The organism is Kribbella qitaiheensis (assembly GCF_042657745.1).
Taxonomy (GTDB): domain Bacteria; phylum Actinomycetota; class Actinomycetes; order Propionibacteriales; family Kribbellaceae; genus Kribbella; species Kribbella qitaiheensis.
The window spans coordinates 60,656-84,311 of sequence record NZ_JBHSKE010000008.1 but is presented as its reverse complement, the minus strand read 5'-3'; the positions used below and the strand labels follow the sequence as shown (position 1 = coordinate 84,311).

Sequence of the window (23,656 nt, the reverse complement as noted above, 5' to 3'; positions counted from 1 at the left end):
TCGCGACGTGTCGTGTACGTTGCCGGTGCTGCGGGACGTCGGCGTATCGGCCAGGTGGAACGGCACGGGTGATTGGCGCGCGGGTACCGGTGTCGAGACCAGACCAGCCGAGAGGACTTTGAAATGCCCGTTGATGTAGTCGATCTGATCATGCAGGACCACCGCGAGGTCGAGCGGCTCTTCGACGAACTCAAGGAGAACCCGGAGAAGCGGCCGAACCTGCTACCGGTGCTCACAACCTTGCTGACCGCACACAGCCGCGCCGAGGAGGCCGAGGTTTACCCGGTCGCAGCCGCCGAAGCCGGTGAGAAGGAAGAGGTGTCGCACAGCCAGCAGGAGCACATCGAGGCCGACCGACTCCTGGCCAAACTCGCCAAGACAGATCCGACCTCGCCCGAGTTCGACAAGGCCCTGCAGAACCTTGTCGACGCGGTTTCGCACCATGTCGAGGAGGAAGAGACCAAGGTCCTGCCGGGCATGCGCTCCAATCTGTCCACCGAACGACGCAACGAACTCGGCGAGGCATTCGTTGCCAGCCGCAAACAACACCTCGGCGAGCAGCCCGGCGACATGACCCGCGACCAGCTCGCCCAACAGGCCGCCAACGCAGACATCCCCGGCAGCTCCGGCCTGAGCAAGGACAAGCTGCAGCAGAAGGTGCAGCGCGAGGCCGAGCGCTGATTCATCGGGCCGGACCGAGCCGCGGCCCGCGGAAGCACAAGGCATGGAAGCACGACACCTCGACCGGAATCGCCTGCCCATGAACCGCCGTACCGCAGCCATCGCCGTTGCCTCCGGCATCCTCGGGACGTCGGCCATGCGTTCCACACCAGCCAGCGTTCTGTCGACAACGACAGCCTCCGTCTGACACAGGCGTTCGCCGACAATCGCGACCGTGGTGATAATCCAGACCACCGCACTGACCAGCTCCGAGCTCAACGAGCGAGTCCAGGCGGCTCTGGCCGGGCGGACGGTGATCGAACAGGCCAAGGAGTCCTGGCCGAGACCACTGGCGCCGACATGGCCACGCCTACCAGCACCTCGTCCCAGCAGACCCACGCCAGCTTGACCGATGCCGCGATCGAGATCATCCGAGACGCACAACAGCGTCACTGACACAGCGCGTTTGCACCGCGCCGGCGCGCCGGTTGCCATCAGACATCCGGCCTCCCTTCGCAGCGTGCGGTTACCCCACCCGGGAGCAGGTCTAAACGGGTGCCCGGACCTGCCGGGTGTCGTCCGGAAGCCGATCGGTGAAGCCCAGCCGGTCGAGGCGTTCCAGCAGCGGGATCACCACGCGGCGGGTGGAATCCAGGCACCGCCGGGCAGCGCCGGTGCTGAACGGCTGCGGCAACGCGCCCAGCAACCGCGCGGCGGCTTCATCGGCACCCGGTAGAAGCACGATGGAATCGGTGATCCGCAGCAGCAGTCCGGCCCGTTCCGCGGCGGCCAGCGACTTCGCGTCCAAACCCACGGACCTGAGCTGACCTGCCTCCGGTGCCTGGTACGGACGTTTGCGCAGCTCAACCGCCAGCCGCTCGACGGCATCGACAACCTTCGGCGGCAGCCCGTGATCGATGGCCGGCAGCACCCTGCCCTCAGCTGTCCGCAGCGTGTCGCCGAGCAGCAGAGGCAAGGGCTCGACCGACGGCAGCCCGAGCGCATCGGCGGCCGCGTGAGCGGTGATGCCCGGATCGAGGGGATGTTGCGCTGAGTACGCCGTGACAAGATCGTTCAACCGGTTCCGAAGGCTGACGGCATGCTCGCGCGAGATCAGCCACTCCCCCGCGCGCAGCACGTCGTCCGCACCGATGGGGTCGACGCCAATCCGGAGAAGCAAAGCGTCCGAGACCAGGCCGCGACGACGAACTTCGGCATTGGCATCCAACCGCCCGACCGCATCCACCAACTCGCGCGCCCGCCGGGTCGCCGAACCACGACGTCCGAGCGGAGGCGGGACAGGGTCCACCACTGTGATCCCCCAGAGCCTCCTGCTGCCGGGATCGCGAAGGATCGCGCGGTCACCAATCCGCAGCGGCACCGGATTGCGCAGCTGCACACGGGCGTGCGTCTCCCCGAGCGGCCTGACATGCACCGGCTCCGCGACCGCACCGACGTGGAACGTGAGGTCCGCCCGGGTCGGCACCTTCGCGTCCGGACCGAGCACGACATCCACCACAGTCGTCCACTGCCAACGATCCGGCGTGGCCAGGACGCTGTCCCGGCGCAGCCCTGGCGGAACCCTGCTGCCGAGATTCAGGGCGATCCGGGCGACACCCGCGACGCTGTCCCGAGGTCGGCCGAGCGCCTCGATCCCACGGACTCTTACCAACTCGCCGGCGACAGCAAGGTGATCGCCGGTCCGGATGGTTCCGGCCGCCAGTGTGCCGGTGACGACAGTGCCCGCGCCACGGACCGTGAAAAGCCGGTCCACCCACAGCCGCACGTCGGAGTCCGGCTTCGGTGGCTGGAGAGCTCCAGCCAGCTCGGCCAGAGCATCCCGGAGCTCCGGCAGGCCGTGGCCGGTCGCGGCACTGACCGCCACCACGCTGGCCCCGCGGAGCGACGTACGGGCCAGCTCTGCGACGGCGCGCTCCGTGGCCGGCGCCGGATCGGCGAGATCGGAGCGGGTGACGGCGACCACCGCACGCTCGACACCCAACGCGTCCAGAGCCGCGAGGTGTTCCGCAGCCTGTGGCATCCAACCGTCGTCGGCGGCGACAACGAACAGCACCGCGGGCACCGGGCCGACCCCGGAGAGCATCGTGGGGATGAACCGCTCGTGTCCCGGTACGTCGACGAACGCCACTTCACCGGCACCGGGCAGCTCCGTCCAGCAGTACCCGAGCGTGATGGTCAGACCACGTCTGCGCTCCTCCGCCAGCCGATCCGGATCGATGCCGGTGAGCGCCCGGACCAGCGTGGACTTCCCGTGGTCGACGTGACCGGCGGTAGCGATGACGTGCACGCTTCAGCCGTCCTTCGCGACCTGCCGGACCGCCTCGACCACAGCATCGTCGAGATCAGCAGGTACGGCGATCAGATCGAGCATCAGCCGTCCGCGTTCGACATGACCGACGACGGCCGGGTCGAGGGACCGCAGGGGCAGGGCGAACTCAGCGGGTACGGCGACCGCCGCACTGTCCAGCTGGACGCCCGGTGCACCACCACCACCGACAACAGCCGTGGACCGGGCGGCCGTCGCGCCATGCTCAGCCAGTACCTCGGCAATCCGCTCAGCCCGCCGCAACAACTCGTCCGGACTGCTCGCGAGCGCGGCGGCCACTGGCGTCGGCGGCCCGGTCAAGGTGGCTTCCAGGGCGGCCAGGGTGAGTTTGTCGACTCGCAGCGCGCGTGCCAGCGGGAATCGCCGCAACCGCTCGACCAGGTCGGAATCGCCGAGCAGCAGCCCGCACTGCGGACCACCGAGCAGCTTGTCGCCGGAGGCGGTGACCAGGTCGGCCCCGGCTCGCAGTGCGGTCGCCGCGTCCGGCTCGTCCGGTAGCCGCGGATGCGGCGCGAGCAGACCCGAGCCGAGGTCCGCGACGACCGGCACCGGCAGCGTGGCCAGCTCGGCGATCGAGACCGAGGCCGTGAACCCCTCCACCCGGAAGTTCGACGGATGCACCTTGAGCACGAACGCCGTCCGGTCGTCGATGGCCTCGGCGTAGTCGGCCGGCCGGACCCGGTTCGTCGTACCTACCTCGCGGATCGTGGCGCCCGCCGACTCGATCAGCTCGGGGATCCGGAAGCCGTCGCCGATCTCGACCAACTCCCCACGGGCGATCACGACCGTACGGCGAGTCGCCAGCGCGCTGGTGGCAAGGGCCAGCGCGGCGGCACCGTTGTTCACCACATGCACCGCACCCGCGTCCGGTACCGCGGCCGCGAGTGCGGAGAGCGCCGCTGCGCCACGCCTCCCCCGGCGTCCGGTAGCCAGGTCGAGCTCGACATCAGTCGGCCCGGAGGCCACCTGAAGCGCCTCTCGTGCAGCCTCCGACAGAGGTGCCCGGCCGAGGTTGGTATGCACGACCACGCCGGTCGCGTTGATCACCGGGCGCGGCGAGGTCGGGTACGCCGGCAGTGCTGTGAGCGTGGCAGGGACGACCTGCGCGGCGTCGATCTCGCCGCCGCGGCATCGCTCGAGTGCTGCCGTGACCGCGCGCTTGACCACTGCTCGGCCGAGTCTGGACGTGGCCGCCTCGAGGCGCGGGTCGGCGAGCACCTGATCGGTGCGCGGGGTGTCCCGGCGCGGATCGCTCAAGAGCAGCCTCCAACCGATGTTGGCGGAGGCGGACGGGAATCGAACCCGCCTGACCGGGATGCCCGGTCACAACGGCTTTGAAGACCGCGCCCATCACCAGACGAGGTACGCCTCCGCAACCAACAGTAATGCCAACAGGCCGTAGGGCACCGGGACTTGCGAGAGGCGATGCGATGGGACAAATTGGCAGTATGGGCGACCGTTGGTTCCCAGGTTCGTGGCCGGCACTTCGCCAGTTGCGCGGGACGGACCGGCTCGGCCGTGGTAAGGCTGCGCAATCGGAGCGCAGCGCGGAACTGCGCGCCAGGACGGTGCGGGCCGACCGCGTGGTCGGCTCGATCTGCCCGTACTGCGCCGTGGGTTGCGGGCAGCGGGTGTACGTCAAGGACGAGCAGGTCATCCAGATCGAGGGAGATCCGGACAGCCCGGTGTCGCGAGGGCGGTTGTGCCCCAAGGGCAGCGCGAGCAAGCAACTGGTGACGTCGCCCCTGCGGGAGACGACAGTCCGCTACCGCAGGCCATACGGCACCGAGTGGGAGGACCTCGATCTCGACACCGCGATGGAGATGATCACCGACCGGGTCCTGAAGACGCGCGAACAGTTCTGGCAGTGGGAGCACGACGGCCTGCGGGTACGCCGGACGATGGGCATCGCCAGCCTCGGAGGAGCGACCCTCGACAACGAGGAGAACTACCTCATGAAGAAGCTGTACACGGCGATGGGCGCGATCCAGATCGAGAACCAGGCCCGGATTTGACACTCCTCCACCGTCCCCGGTCTGGGGACCTCGTTCGGTCGCGGCGGCGCCACCAACTTCCAGCAGGACCTGGCCGAAGCTGACGCCATCATCATCGAGGGCTCGAACATGGCCGAGTGCCACCCGGTCGGATTCCAATGGGTGATGGAGGCCAAGGCCCGCGGCGCGACCGTCATCCATGTCGACCCGCGGTTCACCCGGACGTCGGCGGTGGCGGACCTGCACGTGCCTATCCGGGCCGGCACCGACATCGCGTTCCTGGGCGCGCTGATCAACCATGTGCTCAGCAACGAACTCGACTTCCGCGAGTACGTCCTGAACTACACGAACGCGGCCGCGATCATCAGCGAGGAGTTCCGCGACACCGACGATCTCGATGGGCTGTTCTCCGGCTTCGACCCTGAGAAGGGAGCGTACGACCCGACCTCATGGCACTACGAGGGCGCGGACACGGTACCGGCCGCACGTAACGCCGCCAGGCGCCGACATGCCGCTGGCAGGTCCGAGACCGCGGGCGCCGGTGGACCCGCCGTGCACGCCAAGCCCGAACGCGACGAGACGCTGCAGCACCCGCGCTGCGTCTACCAGATCCTGAAACGGCATTTTGCTCGCTACACCCCGGAAGTGGTGCAGCAGGTCTGCGGCATCTCCCCTGACCAGTTTCGTGTCGTCGCCGACACATTGACCAGCAACAGCGGCCGGGACCGCACCGCCGCGCTCGTCTACTCGGTCGGGTGGACCCAGCACAGCGTCGGCGTACAGAACATCCGGGCCGGTTCGATCCTGCAGCTGCTGCTCGGCAACATCGGCCGACCCGGCGGCGGGATCATGGCGCTGCGCGGGCACGCCAGCATCCAGGGTTCGACAGACATCCCGACGCTGTTCAACCTCCTGCCGGGCTACATCACGATGCCGCACGCCGAGGAGCACTTGGATCTGGATGCCTTCGTCGAGGAGGACGCCGGCAAGACCGGCTTCTGGGGCAACATGAAGTCGTACGTTGTCAGCCTCCTGAAGTCCTGGTGGGGCGACGCCGCCACAGCGGACAACGACTTCTGCTTCGACTACCTGCCTCGGCTCACCGGCCACCACGGGACGTACGAGACCGTGGTCGGCCAGATCGAGGGGCGGGTCAAGGGCTACTTCCTGCTCGGCGAGAATCCCGCGGTCGGCTCGGCAAACGGCAAGATGCAGCGGCTCGGTATGGCGAACCTGGACTGGCTGGTGGTCCGTGACCTGACCATGATCGAGTCGGCCACGTTCTGGAAGGACGGGCCGGAGATCGAGACCGGCGAGCTGAGCACGGAAAAGATCGGCACCGAGGTGTTCTTCATGCCGGCCGCGGCGCACACCGAGAAGAGCGGCTCGTTCACCAACACCCAACGCATGCTGCAGTGGCACAACAAGGCGGTCGAGCCGCCCGGGGACGCGCGCAGCGACCTGCAGTTCTACTACGAGCTCGGCCAGCGGCTCCGCGCCAGACTGGCCGGCTCGACCGACGAGCGGGACCGGCCGCTGCTCGACCTCACCTGGGACTACCCGGAGGAGGGCCCGCTGCACGAGCCGAGCCCGGCCGCGGTACTTCGCGAGGTCAACGGCATCGGCCCGGACGGCAGAGCATTGTCGGCGTACACCGAGCTGAAGGATGACGGCAGCACGCGATGTGGCTGCTGGATCTACTGCGGCGTGTACGCCGACGAGATCAACCAGGCCGCCCGGCGCAAGCCCGGCGGCGAGCAGTCCCGGGTTGCTCCGGAGTGGGCCTGGGCGTGGCCGGCGAACCGGCGGATCCTCTACAACCGTGCGTCCGCTGACCCCGACGGCAAACCCTGGAGTGAGCGGAAGGCCTACATCTGGTGGGATCCCGACGAGCGGAAGTGGACCGGGCACGACGTACCGGACTTCATCCCGGACAGGCCGCCGGACCACGTGCCGGAGGACGGCGCGAAGGGGCCGGACGCGATCGGCGGCCGGGACCCGTTCATCATGCAGACCGACGGGAAGGCCTGGCTGTATGTGCCCGTCGGGCTGGCCGACGGGCCCATGCCGGCCTTCTACGAGCCACCAGAGTCGCCGATGCCCAACGCCTTGTACAGACAGCAGAACAACCCGGCGCATTTGGACATCGAGCACCCGGCGAACCCACGCAACCCGTCACTCTCCGAGGTATTCCCGTACGTGTTCACCAGCTACCGCCTGACTGAGCACCACACCGCGGGCGGGATGAGCCGCGGCCTCTCACACCTGGCGGAGCTACAGCCGGAGATGTTCTGCGAGGTCTCACCACGGCTCGCCGCCGAGCGGGGGCTGACGAACGGCGGATGGGCAACGATCGTCACCACGCGGACGGCGATCGAGGCGCGGGTGCTGGTCACCGAGCGAATCCGCTCGCTGCGGATCGGCGACCGCGTCATCGAGCAGGTCGGCCTGCCGTACCACTGGGGCGGCAGGGGGCTGAGCACCGGCGACTCGGAGAACGACCTGGTCAACCTCACGCTGGACCCGAACGTGTACATCCAGGGCAAGGTGGGCACCTGCGATGTGCGACCGGGACGCCGACCGCGTGGGCCCGATCTGCTCGCCTTCGTCGAGGAATACCGTCGGCGCGCCCGGCCTGTCGGGTAGCTGCAGGAGATGAGGCTTGATGTCTGACCGGCTGTTCGGACCACTGGCGGATGTGAGCGGCGATGCCGGGTACGACGAGCATCCGCCGCGGATGGGCTTCTTCACCGACACGTCGATCTGCATCGGCTGCAAGGCCTGCGAGGTGGCCTGCAAGGAGTGGAACGAACTGCCCGCAGACCGTGTCGGCTTCACTGGGACGTCGTACGACAACACCACCGAACTCGGTGCCGACACCTGGCGGCACGTCGCGTTCGTGGAGAAGACGGTCACCACAGTGGACCTGGGGCTGCCGGGCATCGGGCCACCCGAGGACCGCGACGACGGCAGCATCGCGTGGTTGATGTCGTCGGACGTGTGCAAGCACTGCACACACGCCGCCTGCTTGGATGTCTGCCCGACCGGCGCACTGTTCCGTACCGAGTTCGGCACAGTCGTGGTGCAGGACGACATCTGCAACGGTTGCGGTTACTGCATCCCGGCCTGCCCGTACGGCGTGATCGACCAGCGCAAGGACGACGGCCGGGCCTTCAAGTGCACGATGTGCTACGACCGGCTCAAGGTGGGTGAGGAACCCGCCTGCGCGAAGGCCTGCCCGACGGACTCGATCCAGTTCGGGCCACTCGATGAGCTGCGCGATCGGGCTGGACGACGAGTCGACGAACTGCACGCGAAGGGCGTCGACGTAGCCAGGCTGTACGGCGCGGATCCCACCGACGGCGTCGGTGGCGACGGTGCGTTCTTCCTGCTGCTGGACGAACCCGAGGTCTACGGCCTACCGCCTGACCCAATTGTCACAACCCGCGACCTTGGCTCGATGTGGCGGCACGTGGGCGCCGCGGCCGGAGCCCTTGCGGGCTTGGCCGTTGCGTCATTCCTCGGGAGGCGTCGATGAGGGAACCGCGGATGGTTCCGGAACCGGAGTTCACGTCGTACTACGGCCGGCCGATCCTCAAACAGCCAGTGTGGAAGCAGCCGGACGTGCCGGCGTACCTGTTCGTCGGCGGGCTGGCCGGCGCGTCCGCGGTACTGGCTGAAGGTGCGGCTCTGACCGGCAGGCCAAGACTGCGCCGGGTGGCTCGGCTCGCGGCGGCCGCCGGTTCGACGCTCGGCGCCGGCGCGCTGATGCACGACCTGGGCCGGCCGGAGCGCTTTCTCAACATGCTGCGAATGCTGAAGGTGACCTCGCCGCTCTCGGTCGGCTCCTGGATCCTGGCATCGTTCAGCACCCTCGCCGGAGGGGCGGCAGCTGCCGAGCTCACTGGTCGGATGCCGGTGGCGGGTCGCGTGGCCGGCGTCGGTGCCGGCCTTCTCGGCCCTGCGCTCGCCACTTACACGGCCGCGCTGATCAGCGATACCGCCGTACCGGCTTGGCATGACGCCCACCGCGAGCTGCCGTTCGTCTTCGCCGGCAGTGCCGCTGCGGCTGCCGGCGGCCTCGCACTGCTGACGGTTCCGGCCGACGAGGCCGGCCCTGCCGCCCGGATGGCGGCGGCCGGCGCCACGCTCGAGCTGGCCGCGAGCGAGCGGATGATGCGGCGGCTGGGCTTCGTGGGCGAGCCTTATCGGACTGGCCGTCCCGGTCGCCTGCTGAAGGCGGCCCGCGCGCTGACCATCAGTGGTCTGGCCGCGGGCTGTCTCTCCCGGCGATCGCGTACCGTCGCGGGTCTGTCCGGCGCGTCGTACCTGGCCGGCTCACTGCTCACCCGATTCGGGGTGTTCCAAGCCGGACTGGCCTCCGCGGCGGACCCGAAGTACACCATCGTGCCCCAGCGGGAGCGCCTATCGTGACAGACGTGGACACCACGATTCGGCTGACACAGTACGCGGTCGGGGGCGGTTGCGCGTGCAAGGTCCCGCCTGGCGAGCTGGAACGGATCGTGAGCGGTCTGCCAGGCGGAAAGGCCGACGGCGATCTGCTGGTCGGCATCGAGCACGGCGACGACGCCGCGGTGGTACGGATCGACGGCGACCGGGCGATCGTCGCGACGGCAGACTTCTTCACACCTGTCGTCGACAACGCCTACGACTGGGGCAGGATCGCCGCCACGAACGCACTCTCCGACGTATACGCGATGGGTGGCGAGCCGATCGTCGCGGTCAACCTGCTGGCCTGGCCGCGGGACCGGATCCCCTTCGACCTAGCGGCCGAAGTTCTCCGCGGCGGTGCCGACGTGTGCGCCGCAGCCGGCTGCCACCTCGCCGGCGGACACAGCATCGACGACCCCGAACCGAAGTACGGACTGGCCGTGACCGGACTCGCCGACCCCCGCCGCTTGCTGCGCAACGACAGGGGCAAAGCCGGCACGCCGTTGACGTTGACCAAGCCACTCGGCCTCGGCGTACTCAACAACAGGCACAAGGCGACCGGTGAAGTCTTCGACCAAGCGGTCGCGGTGATGACGACACTGAATCGCGAAGCCTCGATCGCCGCTGTGGCCGCGGGTGCGGTCTGCGCCACCGACGTCACCGGCTTCGGGCTGCTCGGCCACCTGCTGAAACTCATCCGGGCCAGCGAAGTGTCGGCCGAGATCGATGCGGCCGCCGTGCCGTACCTCGACGGTGCCCGCGACGCGTTGGCCGCCGGCTTCGTTCCTGGTGGCAGCCGACGCAACCTGGACTGGGTACGCCCGGCCGTCACGTCCGCTCTGCCTGACGATGAGCTCCTTCTCCTCGCCGATGCCCAGACTTCCGGCGGGCTACTGGTCGCCGGAGAACTGCCGGGCCACCCGGTCATCGGCCGCCTGACGGCCACTGACGGCCAACCTCGGATCTCCGTCCACTGATCGCCGCCACCAGTTCGCCATCGCCTGCCCGACCACGTTCGCGGGCTTGCCATCGACCAATCGTGCGATCGCCTCGGAGGATTGCGTGACGATCCGCTCCGCATTGGAGCCGGAGGCAACGGATGTCCGGAGACTACGCCGACGACGGGCCGAACTTCGGCTTGCGCGTTGACGACAAGACCCACGCCGAAGACCACACCCGATCTGGAGATGACTGCGGCGACTAACCCTTTTACGCACCTGAATCAGCGAAAACCGATGCCCAGCCATACGAGTCGATGCACGTCGCGACCTGGAGAAACCGCAGGTCAGCGGCAACATTGCGAGCCGTCAGCAACCAACGGACATCCTCGGCCGCAAATCAGCGGTTATGAGGTTCGAGTCGCCACTCAGACGTTGAGGTGCAGGCGTGTGGTTAAGGTGCGTGTTCCTCCTCGGACACAGTACTTATCCACACGGTCGGCCAACGGGTCGACCTCAACGTCGACAATCTGATCGACGTGGTGATAGATCAGCGACAATCGCAGGGATGCGTACAGCTGACTTCTCTCCTCAGGCCCGCATCCCGGTCGCGCCGGCGACCGGCCCCCATCGCCTCGGTGATGGGCACACGCTCGGAGTCGACAAGTCAGGCGGTGGTGGTGCGGCGCCGAGGGAGCACCCAGTCCGGACGTACGAAGTGGCAGGTGTAACCGGCCGGGTATGTGACCAGGTAGTCCTGGTGCTCGGGCTCGGCCTCCCAGAACGGACCAGCGGGCTCGATCGTCGTCACGGCCTTGTCAGGCCACAGGCCTGACGCGTCGACGTCGGCGATCGTGTCGCGAGCGACCTTGTCCTGTTCGGGGGTGAGCGGAAAGATCGCCGAGCGGTAGCTCGTGCCGACGTCGTTACCCTGACGGTTCACGGTCGACGGGTCGTGGATCTGGAAGAAGAACGCCAGGATGTCACGGTAGGTCGTCCGCGCCGGGTCGAAAACGATCTCGACCGCTTCTGCGTGCCCGGGATGATTGCGGTACGTCGCGCGGTCGTTCTGCCCGCCGGTGTATCCGACGCGCGTGTCGAGCACACCGGCCTGCCGGCGAATGAGGTCCTCCATACCCCAGAAACACCCGCCGGCGAGGACGGCTGTCTCAGTGCCCGGCTTGCGGGTGACCTGTCCGGTGTCGTGAATTCCGCTGGTCATGATGCATGCTCCTCTGTGCTGGTGGTGTCGGCTGTCTCGAACAGCGACCGGTACTCGCCGTAGCCCTGCGCCTCGAGTTCGGAGGCCGGAATGAAGCGGAGTGCGGCGGAGTTCATGCAGTACCGCCGACCCCCGGCGTCGGCGGGGCCGTCATCGAAAATGTGGCCTAGGTGGCTGTCGGCCCCGGTGGACCGCGCCTCTGTGCGGGTCATCCAGAGCGACCTGTCCGTCTCCGTGCGAACAGCGTCCGCCGCGATCGGTCTGGTGAAGCTCGGCCATCCGGAGCCGCTGTCGTACTTGTCGGTCGACGAGAACAGCGGCTGACCGGAAACCACATCCACGTAGATCCCAGGCTCGTGGTTGTTCCAGTACTCGTTGTGGAATGCGGGCTCGGTCCCGTCTCTCTGAGTGACGCGGAACTGGCTGTCGGTGAGGCGGCTGAGCGCCTCCGAAGTCTTCCTGTAGTCGTGTGACACGGTTTCTCCTCCTCTGACGCCGCTGGCTGCGCCGTCACTGGCAACAACACTGCAGACAATCGATTTGGTCCCGGATCCCGGAGAACTCGCTGTGACCGCGATCTCAGCTCGACTGGGGCCATCCGGAAAATGCGCGATCGAGCAGTAGCTCAGATGTCATCCCGGCCGTCACTGTGCAGATGACTGTGCAGATCATCGTCCTGCACAGCGGCCAACAGTCCGTCGGCATCTTCCGCGCATGCTCCGCAGGCAGCAAGGTGCGACGCCAATCCGGGATAGTGCCCGGCAGCGTCGACTCCGGCCGCGAGCAGCTCGGCATAGATGTGCAGAACAGCCATCGCCTCATCACACCCGACGTCACGCGGGTCGGTGGCCAGAAACCGCTCCAGCCCCTCCCGCCACCCGGTCATGACCTTTCACCCCTACCCGTGATAGTGGCTTTGGCAGCCGTCGGCTCCCCTCTGGACATCCGTTAGTTGTCGGATGGGCGCGGATCTTACGCCACGGATCGACGGCTGCCTGTTGATCGCGCCCTTCTTCAACGGGCCGTTCCCACGGTGACGACCTCGCGCCGACATTCCTCTCGGCCTGCGGTAAGACGTCGAAGGTGTGGTGCCGCCAATGCTTGTGAACCGAGAATGCCTTGAAGGCGGATGCTGGATATTGGGAGGTGCCTGATGAGGGCGATTGTGGTGACGAACCAGGCAGCAGGAACGTCCGGAATGACGCTGGCGAAGCGACCCGAGCCACCGGCGGCGATCAACGACGTCGTCGTCGAGGTTCATGCGTCGGGCTATGTCCCGACCGAGCTGGCGTGGCCCTCGACCTGGACCGATCGCGCCGACCGCGACCGGTCGCCGTCGATCCCCGGGCACGAGCTGGCCGGGGCGGTCACCGCCCTCGGCTACGGCACGACGGGGCTGTCGGTGGGACAGCGGGTGTTCGGCCTCGCCGACTGGCATCGCGACGGCACCCTGGCGGAGTTCGTGGCGATCGAGGCACGCAACCTCGCACCGCTCCCGGGCGACGTCGACTTCACTGTGGGCGCGAGCCTGCCGATTTCAGGGCTGACCGCGTGGCAAGGACTGTTCCAGCACGGCCGCCTCCAGGCGGGCCAGAGCGTCCTCGCCCACGGCGCGGCCGGCGCAGTCGGCACGATGGTGACCCAGCTCGCACGCGAGGCCGGCGCCTACGTCATCGGCACCGGACGTGCCGCCGACCGTGAAAAGGCGCTCGACTACGGCGCACAGGAGTTCGTCGACCTCGACAACGACTCGCTGGAAGACATCGGCCGAGTCGACCTGGTGTTCGACGTCATCGGCGGCGACGTCCAGAAAAGCTCCGCGGCCCTGATCAAGACCGGAGGGACCCTGGTGACCATCGTCGGCCCGGTCGAGGCGCGGCCCGCGGACGGCCTGGCGATCGACTTCGTCGTCGAGGCCGATCGCGCGCAACTGACTGAGATCGTCCAGCGGGTGCGAGACGGGCGGCTGCAGACGAACATCGGCACCATCGCGACCCTCGACGATGCCGTGGCCGCTTTCAATCCCACTGAGCGGCTCAGCGGAAAGACGATCATCCGCGTTCGTTCGTAGCGACACGGAGACAGCGAGCTGTCCCGTCTCCTCTCAGTACCGCTATGACGTGAGGCAACGATGCTGAAGAACGGCCCGGCGAAGGCCGTTCTTCAGCACCCAGGAACGATGTCGGTGCCTCACGACGAAGTTAAGGAGTCACGGCGCGATCTCGAGCTTGGTGATGAGGTCGTTGGCGAGCGTGAAACGGTAGATGATGTCGACGACGCCGCCGGGGAAGTTGCCCTCCAGGTGGTTGGTGACGACATATTGGGTGTCGTCGAACTTCTCGACGTGGCTGACCTCGACCGTGTAGATGTACTCGCTGGCCTCGGTCTCCCGCCAGCGGTGGATCTCGTCGTGACCGGTGTAGGTGTTGCCGTCGTCGATGACGGTGGCGTCGGTCGCGAACGCCGACAGCAAGTCGTGAGCATTCGCCTTGTGCTGGGGATCAGCCTCGCGCAGGTACCTCGTGATCGCCGCCGGCAAGTGCTTCGCCGTCTCGGCGGCGGTCGGGTCGGGCGGGGTCTGGATCGTCATCAGTCGCCTTTCAAGGTGAGGGTGAAGGTAATGCGGTACCGCAAAGCCGGGTTAGGCCGGAGGAAGAACTGTCTGGGGCATTCCAGGCGCGTCGATGCAGTACATCCCGTGGCGTTCCGTGAGCATCAGGAGGACCGCGTCGCAGTCCCTGCAACGCGCCACCGTGCCGGGTCCTGACATGTACACCACCATTTCCGCGACGACCCCGGTACGGCCACAACTCGTGCACTTGTAGCCCATGGTCGTCATGTCGCGCCCAAAGAGATCATGCATGACTCCCGCCATGGCATTGCCGTCGAGAGGTCTCATCGTCGTCACACCCCTGTCCCGCCGAAGCGTTCGGTCCGGATCCGTCGTGCGTCGTGGCCCAAGGCCACCAAGCCGGCCGCTGCCGTCTCGACAAATGCGGTCGGCGCAGATGTAGGTGAGTGGCTCTTCTTTGGCTGCCCATCCAGTCGTGGACAAGAGCGCCGGGTCGATCCGCCCGCGATAACCACGCCAACTGCTCGGGGCCTCACGGGTCAATGTGATCGAGACATCGATGAGGTCGCGGGCCGCCATCTCCATCAGTTCGTCACGATAGATCAGCAACTCGAGCGAGCGCGCCGAGCAGAGCACGCGAACAGGCAGCCGGCTACCGATGGCACGGTGATGCCGAAGCATCGACCGCAGGGGGACCAATCCAGATCCGCCCGCCACCAAGAACAACGGGCCACCGAAGTCGTTGTCCCACACGAAATGTCCGCCGATCGGACCACGAAACTCGAGCTCGTCGCCTTCTCGCAACTCGTCCACCAGATAAGGAGAAACCTCACCATCGTCGAGTCGCTCGACGGTGACCGACAGGCAGTCGCCCTCCGGCGCCGATGCGATCGAATAGCTCCGCTCCGTCTGATATCCGTCGAGTGCTGTCAATCGCACATCCGAGTGCTGACCAGCACGGTGCCCAGGCCAATCAGGTACGGCGAGCGCGATGGTCTTCACCCGCGGAGTCTCGAAGCTCGTCGAGATCACGGTGCCGGTCTGCCACGTCAGTCGCCGTAGTAACGCTGCTCTTTCCACGGGTCTCCATAGTTGTGATAGCCGAACATCTCCCAGAAGCCGGGCTGATCCGTGGGCCGCAGGTCCAATCCACGGATCCACTTCGCGCTCTTCCAGAAGTACAGGTGCGGCACCAGCAGTCGCGCCGGCCCGCCATGCTCCGGATCAAGCGGCCGCCCGTCGTACTCGTCGACGACCCAGGCTCTTCCGTTGCGCAAGTCCGCTAGCGGAACGTTTGTGGTGTAGCCGCCGTCGGAGAACGCCACGGCATAACCTGCCTGCGTCGGCGCGGCATCGAGGAAGGTGTCGAGAGGCACACCCGACCAGGTCATATCCAGCTTCGTCCACTTCGTCACGCAGTGGATATCGACGGTGAACTTCTCGCGCGGCAATGCCTGGAATTCAGCCCACGACCACGAGACCGGGTGGTCCACAGCTCCACGGATCGTGAAGTCCCACGCGTCCAGCCGCGTGTACGGGGTCGGCCCGGCCGACAACACAGGGAAATCCCGCGTAACGTACTGGCCGGGTGGTACCCGCGAAGAGTCTGCGGCGCGCCGGCCAAGGAACCCTCTGGTGACAGCCATCAGGCCTTCTCACCAAGCTGCACACGCAACAGCCATTGCTGCTTCTCCAACATCCCGACCACCCTGATCAGTACGTCCTGCGTCACCAGATCCGCAGCACCGATCGAGCCCAGCCGTGCACGGATCCGCTCAGCCACCGCCGCCACCCGCCGACCCAGGTCCCAAACCACTGCATGATCAGCCAGCGACCGCACCACGACAGGCTCGACACGTGACCCGGCCGCCACCGCCGAGCTCTGTCCATCCGGGACAAACCCCAACGTCACCGCACGCTCAGCGACGACATCCGCGAGCTCGCGCCACTCCTCGACCAACTCATCGAGGAACAGATGCACCCCACGGGCGGCCGCCCCGACTACGCTCCAATGCAACTGCTTCCCGATCAGCGACAGATCGATCAGATCCTGCAGCACGAGCTGCAGCTCCGCACCAACCGCCACCCGCTCGTTCGGATTGTCCAGCGGCGGCAACTGCACCGAGTTCGCAACAGATTCCATAGACATACCTCCCCAGTGTCACGACCACCGCCCGACCTTTCCTCACCACCCGGACCAATCGCATACTCGCCGAGGTCAAGAACCTCCTTGAACGCCCCCGGTCCATGACTCAAGCCAAGTGGGTGGCGGCTCGCACCTGGTGGATCGAGCGCGGCATCGGCTTCTTGGTCACCAACAGCCGCAAACCCTCCACGCGACCGAGCAACACCGCCCCGACCCAGAACACGTCCAGATCCTCACCGACTGCCTCAACGCCGGCCCCATGACCTGGCTCGACCAGCTGGACCGGGTCGCCGGCCAATGAACGAACTCATCATCGATGCCTCCCGACAACCGCTTGTCGTCCTAGTCTTCCGAGGCCATGACGAGGAGCTCCTGCGCACCTCTTTACGCACCCAAATGAGCGCGAAAGGATGGTCAGCGATGAGAACCTACGACTCAAGAGCAATCGCCAGATCCCTTACCAGCAAGCGATTCTGGGCGCTGATGGCAACCCGTGAAAGGCCGGTTCAACCGCCCAACCGGTGGAGGTGCTGTTCGACCGGATCTGCCGCGAGAACGGCGTCACCCACCGGCTCACCCCAACCTCGTTCACCCACCACGACGGGCAAGGTCGCGCGGTTCCACCGGGCGCTGCGCACCGAGTTGCGCACCGACCGGACCTTCCCCGACCTCGAGACCGCGCAGGCCGAGCTCGACACCTGGGTCGCCGAGTACAACCACCGCCGACCGCACCAGGCGCTCGCCGGGGCCACTCCGGCCGACCGGTTCCTGCACACCGCGCCCGCACCGGTCTCCGGCCGACCACCCCGACCGCCGGGTCCACCACCCCACCCGATCCCGGCCGCGGAGACGGCTACTGGGTCGTACGACGCGCCAGCCGGACCGGAGTCGTCTGCGTGAGCTGGCAACAGGTCTGCCTCGGCATCGCCGCGGCCGGCCGCAACATCGACGTCTGGGTCACCGACGCCGTCCTGCAACTCTTCGACGGCAACCAACTCCTCCGCACCCAGACCAGCGACCTCGGTCGACAACCCCTCAGCGATCCGCGTCCAGAACCACCACCGGACCTCACGGCCGTTGACCGTGGGCCGTCCCGGCGAACGCATCGGTGCCCTCCCCGCCAGATCCGACCGTCGCACCTTCTGCTTCGCCACCAGCAACTCCCTCGAAATCAAGGTGTTGCGACGACCAGTTGAATCCGCCGTTCCCGGGTTCAAGGAGAACGCCAACACGATCAACACGCTCCCGGCCGCTGAGCGAACTGCCGTCGCGTGGCGCCGGTTCCTGGATCACCCGGGTGACATCGTCGTTGCCGCCACCCAGGGAGCAGGCTGCTTCGCCGCGTACGAGTTCCTGTTCAACACGGCGTACCAGCTGCGGAAGGCTGGGCTGCACAAACAGGTCAAGCTCACCTACGTCACGGCAGAACCCTTCCTCGGACACTTCGGTATCGGCGGCCTGCCACACGGCGAGCAACTCCTGGGCATGTTCCTCAAGAAAGAGGGCATCGGCACCCGCATCTCCAGAGGCATCGACCACATCGACCAGGGCGCCGTGGTACTGGCCGACGGCGAGAAACTGCCCTTCAAGTTCAGCATGGTCATCCCACCATTCCTCGGGCAGCGCTTCCTCAACGACTCACCGGGCTGGTCGACGAGAAGGGCTAGGTCGTCGTCCGCGACACCTACCCGAGCGAGAAGTACGACGACGTCTATGCGGTCGGCGTGGCTGCCGCGGTCGACGCTCCCTGGCAGACACCGACACCCGTCGGCATCCCCAAGACCGGCTTCCCGACGGAGGTGATGGCACACACCGCCGCGGCCAACATCGCCGCTCAGATCCGAGGCGAGCAACCGACGCACAAGAAGGCCTTCGGTGACATCAAAGCCGTCTGCGTGATGGACGCAGGCAACAACGGTGTCATCATCCTGGCCGACAAGATGCTCCCGCCGCGCCAGCACGGCGTACTGAATCCCCGGACCACAAGCCCACCTGATGAAGTTCGGCTTCGAGAAGTACTTCCTCTGGAAGATGCGGCACGGCTATGTACAACTGCCCTGAAATCAGCGTCGCCAGCGCTTTCCCGCGAGGCCAGGCCGGCAGCCATCCCCGCGGTCATGTGACGCGACCGCGGGGCGGTTGAGCTCCTGCCGGACCCGCACCTCGCGACGAAGCCGGTCACCCGGGGCGCCGCCTGCTCCGCTATGGCTGGAAGCGGTAGCCGATGCCTGGCTCGGTGATCAGGTGCCGGGGGCGGGACGGATCGAGTTCCAACTTCCGGCGGAGTTGGGCAATGTAGACGCGGAGATAGTTGGTCTCGGCCTCGTAGGTGGGGCCCCACACTTCTTGCAGCAGTTGCCGCTGGCTGACCAGCTTTCCGGTGTTGCGGACGAGCGCTTCCAGCAGGCTCCACTCGGTGGGTGTCAAACGCACCGGGCCTTCGGGTGTGGTGACCTGCTTCGCGGCGAGGTCGATGGTGAAGGCCTCGGTCTGGACGATGGCGGGTCCACCGGTGTTGGGCGTTGTACGACGGAGTGCGGCGCGGACCCTGGCCAGCAATTCGTCCATTCCGAACGGTTTGGTCACGTAGTCGTCCGCTCCGGCGTCCAGAGCCTCGACCTTGTCGGCCTGGGCCTCACGGGCAGACAGCACGATGATCGGTGCCGAGCACCAGCCCCGGAGACCGTAGACGACCTCGACGCCGTTCATGTCGGGCAGGCCGAGGTCGAGGATGACGAGATCCGGTGGCCGCCGGCTCGCCGCCTCCAGCGCGGAGGCGCCGTCCGCCGCGGTCTGCACGTCGTACTGGCGGGCACGCAGGTTGATGCCCAGGGCACGCAACAGCTGCCGGTCGTCATCGACGACCAGAACCTTACTCATGGCATCAACGGCAGGCGCACGGTCATGGTCAGACCTCCTCCGGGAGTCGATGAGGGGACCAGCGATCCCCCGATGGCGTCGCTGAAGCCGCGAGCGATCGCGAGACCGAGACCGACGCCGCTGTCGGACCGATGGTCGTCGAGCCGCTGGAACGGAGTGAACATCTGCTCCCAGTCCGCAGCGGGCACACCAGGACCCGAGTCGATCACGCTGAGACACGCGGAGTCGCCGTCCGGCCAAGCCGTGACGCGAACCGGCACGCCCCTGGGCGTGAATCGGCGTGCATTGTCGACCAGGTTGGCGATCACGCGCTCGAGTAGTCCGGGGTCGGCCAGGACGAGAGGCAGGTCGTCGGGTACATCGGCACTGACGATGTCCGCGGGTACTCCGACCAGGGCCTTGGCGACGACCTCCTGCAGGACGACCGGTCGCCTGTCGACGGACAGTGCTCCGGCCTGCAGTCGGCTCATGGCCAGCAGGTTCGCGATCAGGTCGTCCAGGCGATCGGCTGACTCCTCGATGGTCGCCAGCAGTTCGTCGTGCTCTGCCGGGGTCCAGGTCACATCCCGCTGGCGGAGGCTGGAGACGGCAGCCTTGATACCGGCCAGCGGCGTCCTGAGGTCATGCCCGACGGCGGCCAGCAGCGCCGCACGCAAACGGTCGATCTCTGCGAGCTGCCGCGCTTGCGCGGCCTCACCGGCCAGCTGCTGCCCTTCCCAGGCCCGGGCCGCCGCCCTGGCCAGCCGGGTCAGCAGCCGCCTGTCCTCCGCGAACAGTTCGGGGCCTTCGGCAACCAAACGGAGTCCGTTCCGGGCGGGCACCGAGATGACCGGGTTTCCCCGCACGGGCCGGCCCGCGAACGCGGCCAGGTGATCGGTGTCGCCGCGGCGCTCCATCAGCGCGACGGATTCCATCCCGAACGAGTCCCGCACCTCCTCCAGCACCGCCATCAGCGAGTCGTCCGTCACCGGCTCGGTCGTCAGCCTCGACATCACCTCCGCCTCGCTCCGGCTGCGCACCGCCGCGATCCGGTAGCGAGCCGCCACCTCGACCGTAACGCTGACCGTCACGGCGACCAGGACGAACACGAACAGCGCGATGATGCTGTCCTGCTGGTCGACCACCAGCGTGTGGTACGGCGTCGTGAAGAAGAAGTTCGCCAGCAGCACGGCCGCGAGCGCGGCCACAACACCTGGCAAGAGACCGCCGGTCACGGCGATCAGCACCACGACGAGCAGGTACAGCAGCAGGACACTCTCCAGCGCGAGGCGGTCCCGAACCGGAACCAGGGCGACCGTCAGCGCCGGGAGTCCCGCCACGACCAGGCCGAGTCCAGCCCACAGGCGTCTCCGGAGACCAGGTCGCGCCATCCGCGTCCCCGAGGATTGGGACCGGTCGTTCTCCACCACGCCTCAACTGTGGCACAGCATCGTCAGACCCGGTCTGCCACACGCTCTGCCGGGCTCGGCTCGACCGGCACGGGGTCGGCCGGGACCCGCCGGGACTCGAGGACCTCCGCCGATCCGAGTCGCCACGGCACGTTGATGACCATCACACCTGGCTGGAACAGCAGCCTGGCCTTCAGCCGGAGCGCACTCTGGTTGTGCAGCAACGCCTCCCACCAGTGCCCCACGACGTACTCGGGAATGAACACCGCCACCAGGTCACGAGGGCTTGTCCGGCGAACGTCCTTGACGTAGTCCAGGACAGGTCCGGTCACGTCGCGGTATGGCGAATGAAGGACCTTCAACGGCACCGAGATGGCGCGCTCACCCCAGTCCCGCAGCAAAGCATCGGACGCGTCCGGGTCCGTACTGACGGTCACCGCGGTCAGTGTCGTCGGTCGGGTGGCCCGGGCGTAGGCCAGCGCGCGCAACGTCGGCGTGTGCAACTTCGACACCAAGACGATCGCGAAGACCCGTGGCGGTAGCGTCACACCGCCCGGTCGAGGCTGAAGGTCAGCGTCCACCCGGTCGTAGTGCCGCCGGATCCCCTGCATCAACAGGAAGATCCCCGGCATCGCCAGGACCACGATCCAGGCACCGTGCGTGAACTTCGTGATCAGTACGACGACCAGCACCACCGCCGTGAACACCGCACCGAGCGCGTTGATCGCCCGCGACCGAAGCACGTGTGCCCGGGCCGGCGACAGCACGTTCCCTCGCAGCAGCCTGGTCCAGTGCACGACCATGCCGGCCTGGCTCAGCGTGAACGAGACGAAGACCCCGATGATGTACAGCTGGATCAACCTGGTGGTGCTCGCGTCGAACAGCCAGATCAGCACGGCCGCCAGCGCCGACAGGATCACGATGCCGTTGCTGAACACCAGCCGGTCTCCGCGCCTGGAGAATTGCCGGGGCAGGAAGCCGTCGTGCCCGAGCAGCGATGCCAGGATCGGAAATCCGTTGAAGGCGGTGTTCGCGGCCAGGATCAGGATCGCCGCGGTGAACGCCTGGACAGCGAAGAATGCGATCGAGTGGTATCCACCAAAGAGCGCGCCGGCCACCTGCGCGATCACCGTGCGCTGCTCGTAGCCGGCCGGAGCACCGATCAACCGAGCGGGATCGTCGACGACATGCACCCGTGACGTCATGGCGAGTGCGGTGATCCCGGCGAACATCGTCACCGTCACGCCACCCATGATCGCCAGCGTGCCGGCCGCGTTCTTGCTCTTCGGCGGCTTGAAGTTCGGCACACCGTTGCTCACGGCCTCCACGCCGGTCAGCGCCGTGCACCCGGAGGCGAAGGCACGCATCGCCAGCAGCACGACGACCAGGCCGCTGGCATGGGTCGCGGGCACGATCCCGTACGGCGCCGACTCGGCCTGCGGCATGTTGCCGGTCAGGAGCCGGACGAACCCGACTCCGATCATCCCCAGCACCACCGCGATGAACCCGTACGTCGGGATCGCAAACGCCGTACCGGACTCCTTCACGCCACGGAGGTTGGCCAGCGCGAGGATCGCGATCATGCCGATCGACACCAGCACCGCGTGGGGACCGAGCGCGGGGACTGCGGAGACGATGTTCTGAACCCCCGCCGCCACGGACACGGCAACCGTGAGCACATAGTCCACCAGCAGCGCGCTGGCGGCCACCAGTGAGGCGTTCCGCCCGAGGTTCGCCCGGCTGACCGCATACGCCCCGCCGCCACTCGGATACGCGTGGCAGGTCTGCCGGTACGACGCCACGACCACGACCAACAATGCGATGACCACTGCGGCGATCCACGGCGTGAGATGCAGCAAGGTGAGCCCGCCGAGGCTGAGCATGAGCAGGATCTCCTCGGTCGCGTACGCGTTCGAGGACAGCGGGTCGCTGCAAAACACCGGCAGGGCGAGCTTCTTGGGCAGCAGCGTGTCCCCCAACCGCTCGCTGCGCAACGGTCGCCCGACCAGGAATCGCTTCGGCAGCTCCAGCACCTTCACGCCACCAGCCAACCGCTGCCACGTCAGCCGAGCGGCCGCTCTTGACGCCGTCTTGACGCCGGGCCGGTCCATCTTGACGCCTTCTTGACGGCTGCCTCGGAAAACCGGGGCAGGATGACTCTGTGATGCGACTTGTCGATCTGAATCCGCGGACACGAGCGCTGGCAGTCGGAATGGCCGCAGCGATTGTTCCTTGTGCGGTTTGCGCGGCGATCGCGCCGTTCCGCGGGCGCATCGAGAACACGAACGCCGCGCTGGTGCTCGTGCTGCTCGTCGTGGCAGCCGCGGCGACCGGACCACGCTGGGCAGCGATCGTCGCCGCACTCTCGAGCACCCTGTGGTTCGACTTCTTCCTCACCCGGCCTTACCAGCAATTCACCATCACCGATCAGGCCGACATCGAGACCGCCGTACTGCTCACGTTGGTCGGTCTCGCCGTCACCGAGGTCGCACTCTGGGGCCGGCGCCAACAGGCCCGCGCAAGTCAGCAGGCGGGCTACCTCCAGGGAGTCCTCAGCACGGCCGGCCTCGTGGCAGCCGGCAGCTCGCGGACCGAGACGCTGATCGAGCACGTCGCCGACCAGCTCGTAGAGGTACTCGGCATCGACGACTGCCAGTTCGACAGCAACACCCGCGAGGGTGCGCCTGCGGCGATCGTCCGGGACGGCACCGTCGTACAACGAGGCCACGACCTCGACGTCGAACGCTTCGGCCTCCCCACGGACTGCGAGATCGAACTGCGAACACAGCATGACGGAATCACGCGCGGACGATTCCTGCTCGTCGCCTCCACCCGAGTCGCCCGCCCATCAGCCGCCCAACGGCAGGTCGCCGTCGCTCTGGCCGACCAGGTCGGCGCCGCCTTGGCGACCGACAACGAATTGCCCTGAGATCGCCGCGCGCTAGGCGTCTCGGACAGGCTGGCGGATGAGGAGGGCGACGGTGTCACCAACGGTCCAGGTGTCGACCAGGCGCAGCGGTCTGGTCGCTGGTCCTCACCGAAGGACAGGTACTGAGA

Annotated in this window: 22 protein-coding genes, 1 tRNA gene and 1 pseudogene; 11 read left to right on the top strand and 13 right to left on the bottom strand. The window is 67.2% G+C overall.

Annotated elements, in window-relative coordinates; genetic code table 11:
* Positions 1 to 123 precede the first annotated feature (123 nt).
* Positions 124 to 681 (top strand): hemerythrin domain-containing protein, encoded by a 558-nt coding sequence (locus ACFPJ1_RS09450; RefSeq protein WP_380103060.1) that lies wholly within the window; start codon positions 124 to 126, stop codon positions 679 to 681.
* A gap of 526 nt (positions 682 to 1,207) precedes the next feature.
* On the opposite strand, the gene selB is transcribed toward ACFPJ1_RS09450, so the two are convergent.
* The 3 genes from selB to ACFPJ1_RS09435 form a co-directional block, all read right to left on the bottom strand.
* Positions 1,208 to 2,968: a selenocysteine-specific translation elongation factor gene (gene selB, locus ACFPJ1_RS09445; protein ID WP_380103057.1), complete on the bottom strand. Its 1,761-nt coding sequence runs from the start codon at positions 2,966 to 2,968 to the stop codon at positions 1,208 to 1,210.
* Between the two features lie 3 nt (positions 2,969 to 2,971).
* Positions 2,972 to 4,264, bottom strand: coding sequence for an L-seryl-tRNA(Sec) selenium transferase (gene selA, locus ACFPJ1_RS09440; RefSeq protein WP_380103055.1), 1,293 nt, complete (start codon positions 4,262 to 4,264; stop codon positions 2,972 to 2,974).
* Positions 4,265 to 4,284: 20 nt separating this feature from the next.
* Positions 4,285 to 4,379, bottom strand: a tRNA-Sec gene (locus ACFPJ1_RS09435).
* Between the two features lie 76 nt (positions 4,380 to 4,455).
* Here ACFPJ1_RS09435 and ACFPJ1_RS43335 point away from each other — a divergent pair.
* The 5 genes and pseudogenes from ACFPJ1_RS43335 to selD all read left to right on the top strand — a co-directional run bounded on the left by ACFPJ1_RS43335 (position 4,456) and on the right by selD (position 10,430).
* Complete coding sequence (locus tag ACFPJ1_RS43335; RefSeq protein ID WP_465261066.1) at positions 4,456 to 5,022, top strand: hypothetical protein; 567 nt, start codon at positions 4,456 to 4,458, stop codon at positions 5,020 to 5,022.
* A 12-nt stretch (positions 5,023 to 5,034) separates the two neighbouring features.
* Positions 5,035 to 7,647, top strand: a pseudogene (fdh, locus tag ACFPJ1_RS09430) (formate dehydrogenase); the annotation flags it as partial.
* Between the two features lie 19 nt (positions 7,648 to 7,666).
* A complete protein-coding gene (locus ACFPJ1_RS09425) occupies positions 7,667 to 8,539 on the top strand; it encodes a 4Fe-4S dicluster domain-containing protein (protein ID WP_380103051.1) in 873 nt (290 codons plus the stop codon).
* An 11-nt stretch (positions 8,540 to 8,550) separates the two neighbouring features.
* A complete protein-coding gene (gene nrfD / locus ACFPJ1_RS09420; protein ID WP_380103049.1) occupies positions 8,551 to 9,435 on the top strand; it encodes an NrfD/PsrC family molybdoenzyme membrane anchor subunit in 885 nt (294 codons plus the stop codon).
* A 5-nt stretch (positions 9,436 to 9,440) separates the two neighbouring features.
* The gene (gene selD, locus ACFPJ1_RS09415; protein ID WP_380103048.1) at positions 9,441 to 10,430 is read left to right on the top strand and encodes a selenide, water dikinase SelD; all 990 of its coding nucleotides are present in this window, start codon (positions 9,441 to 9,443) and stop codon (positions 10,428 to 10,430) included.
* Between the two features lie 628 nt (positions 10,431 to 11,058).
* Here the strand turns inward: selD and msrA are convergent.
* From msrA to ACFPJ1_RS09400, 3 genes are all read right to left on the bottom strand, one after another.
* Positions 11,059 to 11,613, bottom strand: coding sequence for a peptide-methionine (S)-S-oxide reductase MsrA (gene msrA / locus ACFPJ1_RS09410; protein ID WP_380103045.1), 555 nt, complete (start codon positions 11,611 to 11,613; stop codon positions 11,059 to 11,061).
* Complete coding sequence (msrB, locus tag ACFPJ1_RS09405) at positions 11,610 to 12,089, bottom strand: peptide-methionine (R)-S-oxide reductase MsrB (RefSeq protein ID WP_380103043.1); 480 nt, start codon at positions 12,087 to 12,089, stop codon at positions 11,610 to 11,612. Before msrB ends, msrA begins: the two co-directional genes overlap by 4 nt.
* Before the next feature lie 149 nt (positions 12,090 to 12,238).
* Positions 12,239 to 12,499 (bottom strand): hypothetical protein, encoded by a 261-nt coding sequence (locus ACFPJ1_RS09400; protein ID WP_380103041.1) that lies wholly within the window; start codon positions 12,497 to 12,499, stop codon positions 12,239 to 12,241.
* A 267-nt stretch (positions 12,500 to 12,766) separates the two neighbouring features.
* Between ACFPJ1_RS09400 and ACFPJ1_RS09395 the strand changes: the two genes are divergently transcribed.
* A complete protein-coding gene (locus ACFPJ1_RS09395; protein ID WP_380103039.1) occupies positions 12,767 to 13,684 on the top strand; it encodes an NADP-dependent oxidoreductase in 918 nt (305 codons plus the stop codon).
* Between the two features lie 138 nt (positions 13,685 to 13,822).
* On the opposite strand, the gene ACFPJ1_RS09390 is transcribed toward ACFPJ1_RS09395, so the two are convergent.
* Genes ACFPJ1_RS09390 through ACFPJ1_RS09375 form a run of 4 tightly spaced genes read right to left on the bottom strand, consistent with a single transcriptional unit; the run spans position 13,823 to position 16,307 of the window.
* Positions 13,823 to 14,203, bottom strand: a complete 381-nt coding sequence (locus ACFPJ1_RS09390) for a nuclear transport factor 2 family protein (protein ID WP_380103038.1) — start codon at positions 14,201 to 14,203, stop codon at positions 13,823 to 13,825.
* Positions 14,204 to 14,254: 51 nt separating this feature from the next.
* Positions 14,255 to 15,187 carry a DUF6510 family protein gene (locus ACFPJ1_RS09385; protein WP_380103037.1) on the bottom strand — a complete coding sequence of 311 codons (933 nt, stop codon included), beginning with the start codon at positions 15,185 to 15,187 and terminating at the stop codon, positions 14,255 to 14,257.
* A gap of 47 nt (positions 15,188 to 15,234) precedes the next feature.
* Complete coding sequence (locus ACFPJ1_RS09380; RefSeq protein ID WP_380103035.1) at positions 15,235 to 15,831, bottom strand: sulfite oxidase-like oxidoreductase; 597 nt, start codon at positions 15,829 to 15,831, stop codon at positions 15,235 to 15,237.
* Entirely contained in the window at positions 15,831 to 16,307 is a 477-nt protein-coding gene (locus tag ACFPJ1_RS09375) for a Dps family protein (RefSeq protein WP_380103033.1), read from the bottom strand. The genes ACFPJ1_RS09380 and ACFPJ1_RS09375 overlap by 1 nt, the downstream gene beginning before the upstream one ends.
* Positions 16,308 to 16,628: 321 nt before the next feature.
* Between ACFPJ1_RS09375 and ACFPJ1_RS09370 the strand changes: the two genes are divergently transcribed.
* From ACFPJ1_RS09370 to ACFPJ1_RS09360, 3 genes are all read left to right on the top strand, one after another.
* The gene (locus ACFPJ1_RS09370) at positions 16,629 to 17,231 is read left to right on the top strand and encodes an integrase core domain-containing protein (protein ID WP_380103031.1); all 603 of its coding nucleotides are present in this window, start codon (positions 16,629 to 16,631) and stop codon (positions 17,229 to 17,231) included.
* Between the two features lie 279 nt (positions 17,232 to 17,510).
* Positions 17,511 to 18,134, top strand: a complete 624-nt coding sequence (locus tag ACFPJ1_RS09365; protein WP_380103029.1) for an NAD(P)/FAD-dependent oxidoreductase — start codon at positions 17,511 to 17,513, stop codon at positions 18,132 to 18,134.
* Positions 18,134 to 18,454 (top strand): hypothetical protein, encoded by a 321-nt coding sequence (locus tag ACFPJ1_RS09360; protein ID WP_380103027.1) that lies wholly within the window; start codon positions 18,134 to 18,136, stop codon positions 18,452 to 18,454. The genes ACFPJ1_RS09365 and ACFPJ1_RS09360 overlap by 1 nt, the downstream gene beginning before the upstream one ends.
* Positions 18,455 to 18,533: 79 nt before the next feature.
* Here ACFPJ1_RS09360 and ACFPJ1_RS09355 read toward each other — a convergent pair whose 3' ends face one another.
* The 3 genes from ACFPJ1_RS09355 to ACFPJ1_RS09345 are packed head-to-tail and all read right to left on the bottom strand — an operon-like array spanning position 18,534 to position 22,710.
* Positions 18,534 to 19,211: a response regulator gene (locus ACFPJ1_RS09355; RefSeq protein WP_380103025.1), complete on the bottom strand. Its 678-nt coding sequence runs from the start codon at positions 19,209 to 19,211 to the stop codon at positions 18,534 to 18,536.
* Positions 19,208 to 20,620 carry a sensor histidine kinase gene (locus ACFPJ1_RS09350; RefSeq protein WP_380103023.1) on the bottom strand — a complete coding sequence of 471 codons (1,413 nt, stop codon included), beginning with the start codon at positions 20,618 to 20,620 and terminating at the stop codon, positions 19,208 to 19,210. The genes ACFPJ1_RS09355 and ACFPJ1_RS09350 overlap by 4 nt, the downstream gene beginning before the upstream one ends.
* A gap of 23 nt (positions 20,621 to 20,643) precedes the next feature.
* Entirely contained in the window at positions 20,644 to 22,710 is a 2,067-nt protein-coding gene (locus ACFPJ1_RS09345) for an APC family permease (protein ID WP_380103021.1), read from the bottom strand.
* 101 nt (positions 22,711 to 22,811) lie between these two features.
* Between ACFPJ1_RS09345 and ACFPJ1_RS09340 the strand changes: the two genes are divergently transcribed.
* Positions 22,812 to 23,528, top strand: a complete 717-nt coding sequence (locus ACFPJ1_RS09340; protein ID WP_380103019.1) for a DUF4118 domain-containing protein — start codon at positions 22,812 to 22,814, stop codon at positions 23,526 to 23,528.
* Positions 23,529 to 23,656 lie beyond the last annotated feature (128 nt).

Excerpts from the sequence above, each read along its gene's own strand:
- ACFPJ1_RS09450 (WP_380103060.1), top strand. The coding sequence starts at position 124 with ATGCCCGTTGATGTAGTCGATCTGATCATGCAGGACCACCGCGAGGTC.
- ACFPJ1_RS09400 (WP_380103041.1), bottom strand. The coding sequence starts at position 12,499 with ATGACCGGGTGGCGGGAGGGGCTGGAGCGGTTTCTGGCCACCGACCCG.
- ACFPJ1_RS09355 (WP_380103025.1), bottom strand. The coding sequence starts at position 19,211 with ATGAGTAAGGTTCTGGTCGTCGATGACGACCGGCAGCTGTTGCGTGCC.
- ACFPJ1_RS09345 (WP_380103021.1), bottom strand. The coding sequence starts at position 22,710 with ATGGACCGGCCCGGCGTCAAGACGGCGTCAAGAGCGGCCGCTCGGCTG.
- ACFPJ1_RS09360 (WP_380103027.1), top strand. The coding sequence starts at position 18,134 with ATGGCACACACCGCCGCGGCCAACATCGCCGCTCAGATCCGAGGCGAG.
- ACFPJ1_RS09425 (WP_380103051.1), top strand. The coding sequence starts at position 7,667 with ATGTCTGACCGGCTGTTCGGACCACTGGCGGATGTGAGCGGCGATGCC.
- ACFPJ1_RS09395 (WP_380103039.1), top strand. The coding sequence starts at position 12,767 with ATGAGGGCGATTGTGGTGACGAACCAGGCAGCAGGAACGTCCGGAATG.
- msrA (WP_380103045.1), bottom strand. The coding sequence starts at position 11,613 with ATGACCAGCGGAATTCACGACACCGGACAGGTCACCCGCAAGCCGGGC.
- ACFPJ1_RS43335 (WP_465261066.1), top strand. The coding sequence starts at position 4,456 with ATGGGCGACCGTTGGTTCCCAGGTTCGTGGCCGGCACTTCGCCAGTTG.
- ACFPJ1_RS09370 (WP_380103031.1), top strand. The coding sequence starts at position 16,629 with ATGAACGAACTCATCATCGATGCCTCCCGACAACCGCTTGTCGTCCTA.
- nrfD (WP_380103049.1), top strand. The coding sequence starts at position 8,551 with ATGGTTCCGGAACCGGAGTTCACGTCGTACTACGGCCGGCCGATCCTC.
- ACFPJ1_RS09390 (WP_380103038.1), bottom strand. The coding sequence starts at position 14,203 with ATGACGATCCAGACCCCGCCCGACCCGACCGCCGCCGAGACGGCGAAG.
- ACFPJ1_RS09340 (WP_380103019.1), top strand. The coding sequence starts at position 22,812 with ATGGCCGCAGCGATTGTTCCTTGTGCGGTTTGCGCGGCGATCGCGCCG.
- ACFPJ1_RS09380 (WP_380103035.1), bottom strand. The coding sequence starts at position 15,831 with ATGGCTGTCACCAGAGGGTTCCTTGGCCGGCGCGCCGCAGACTCTTCG.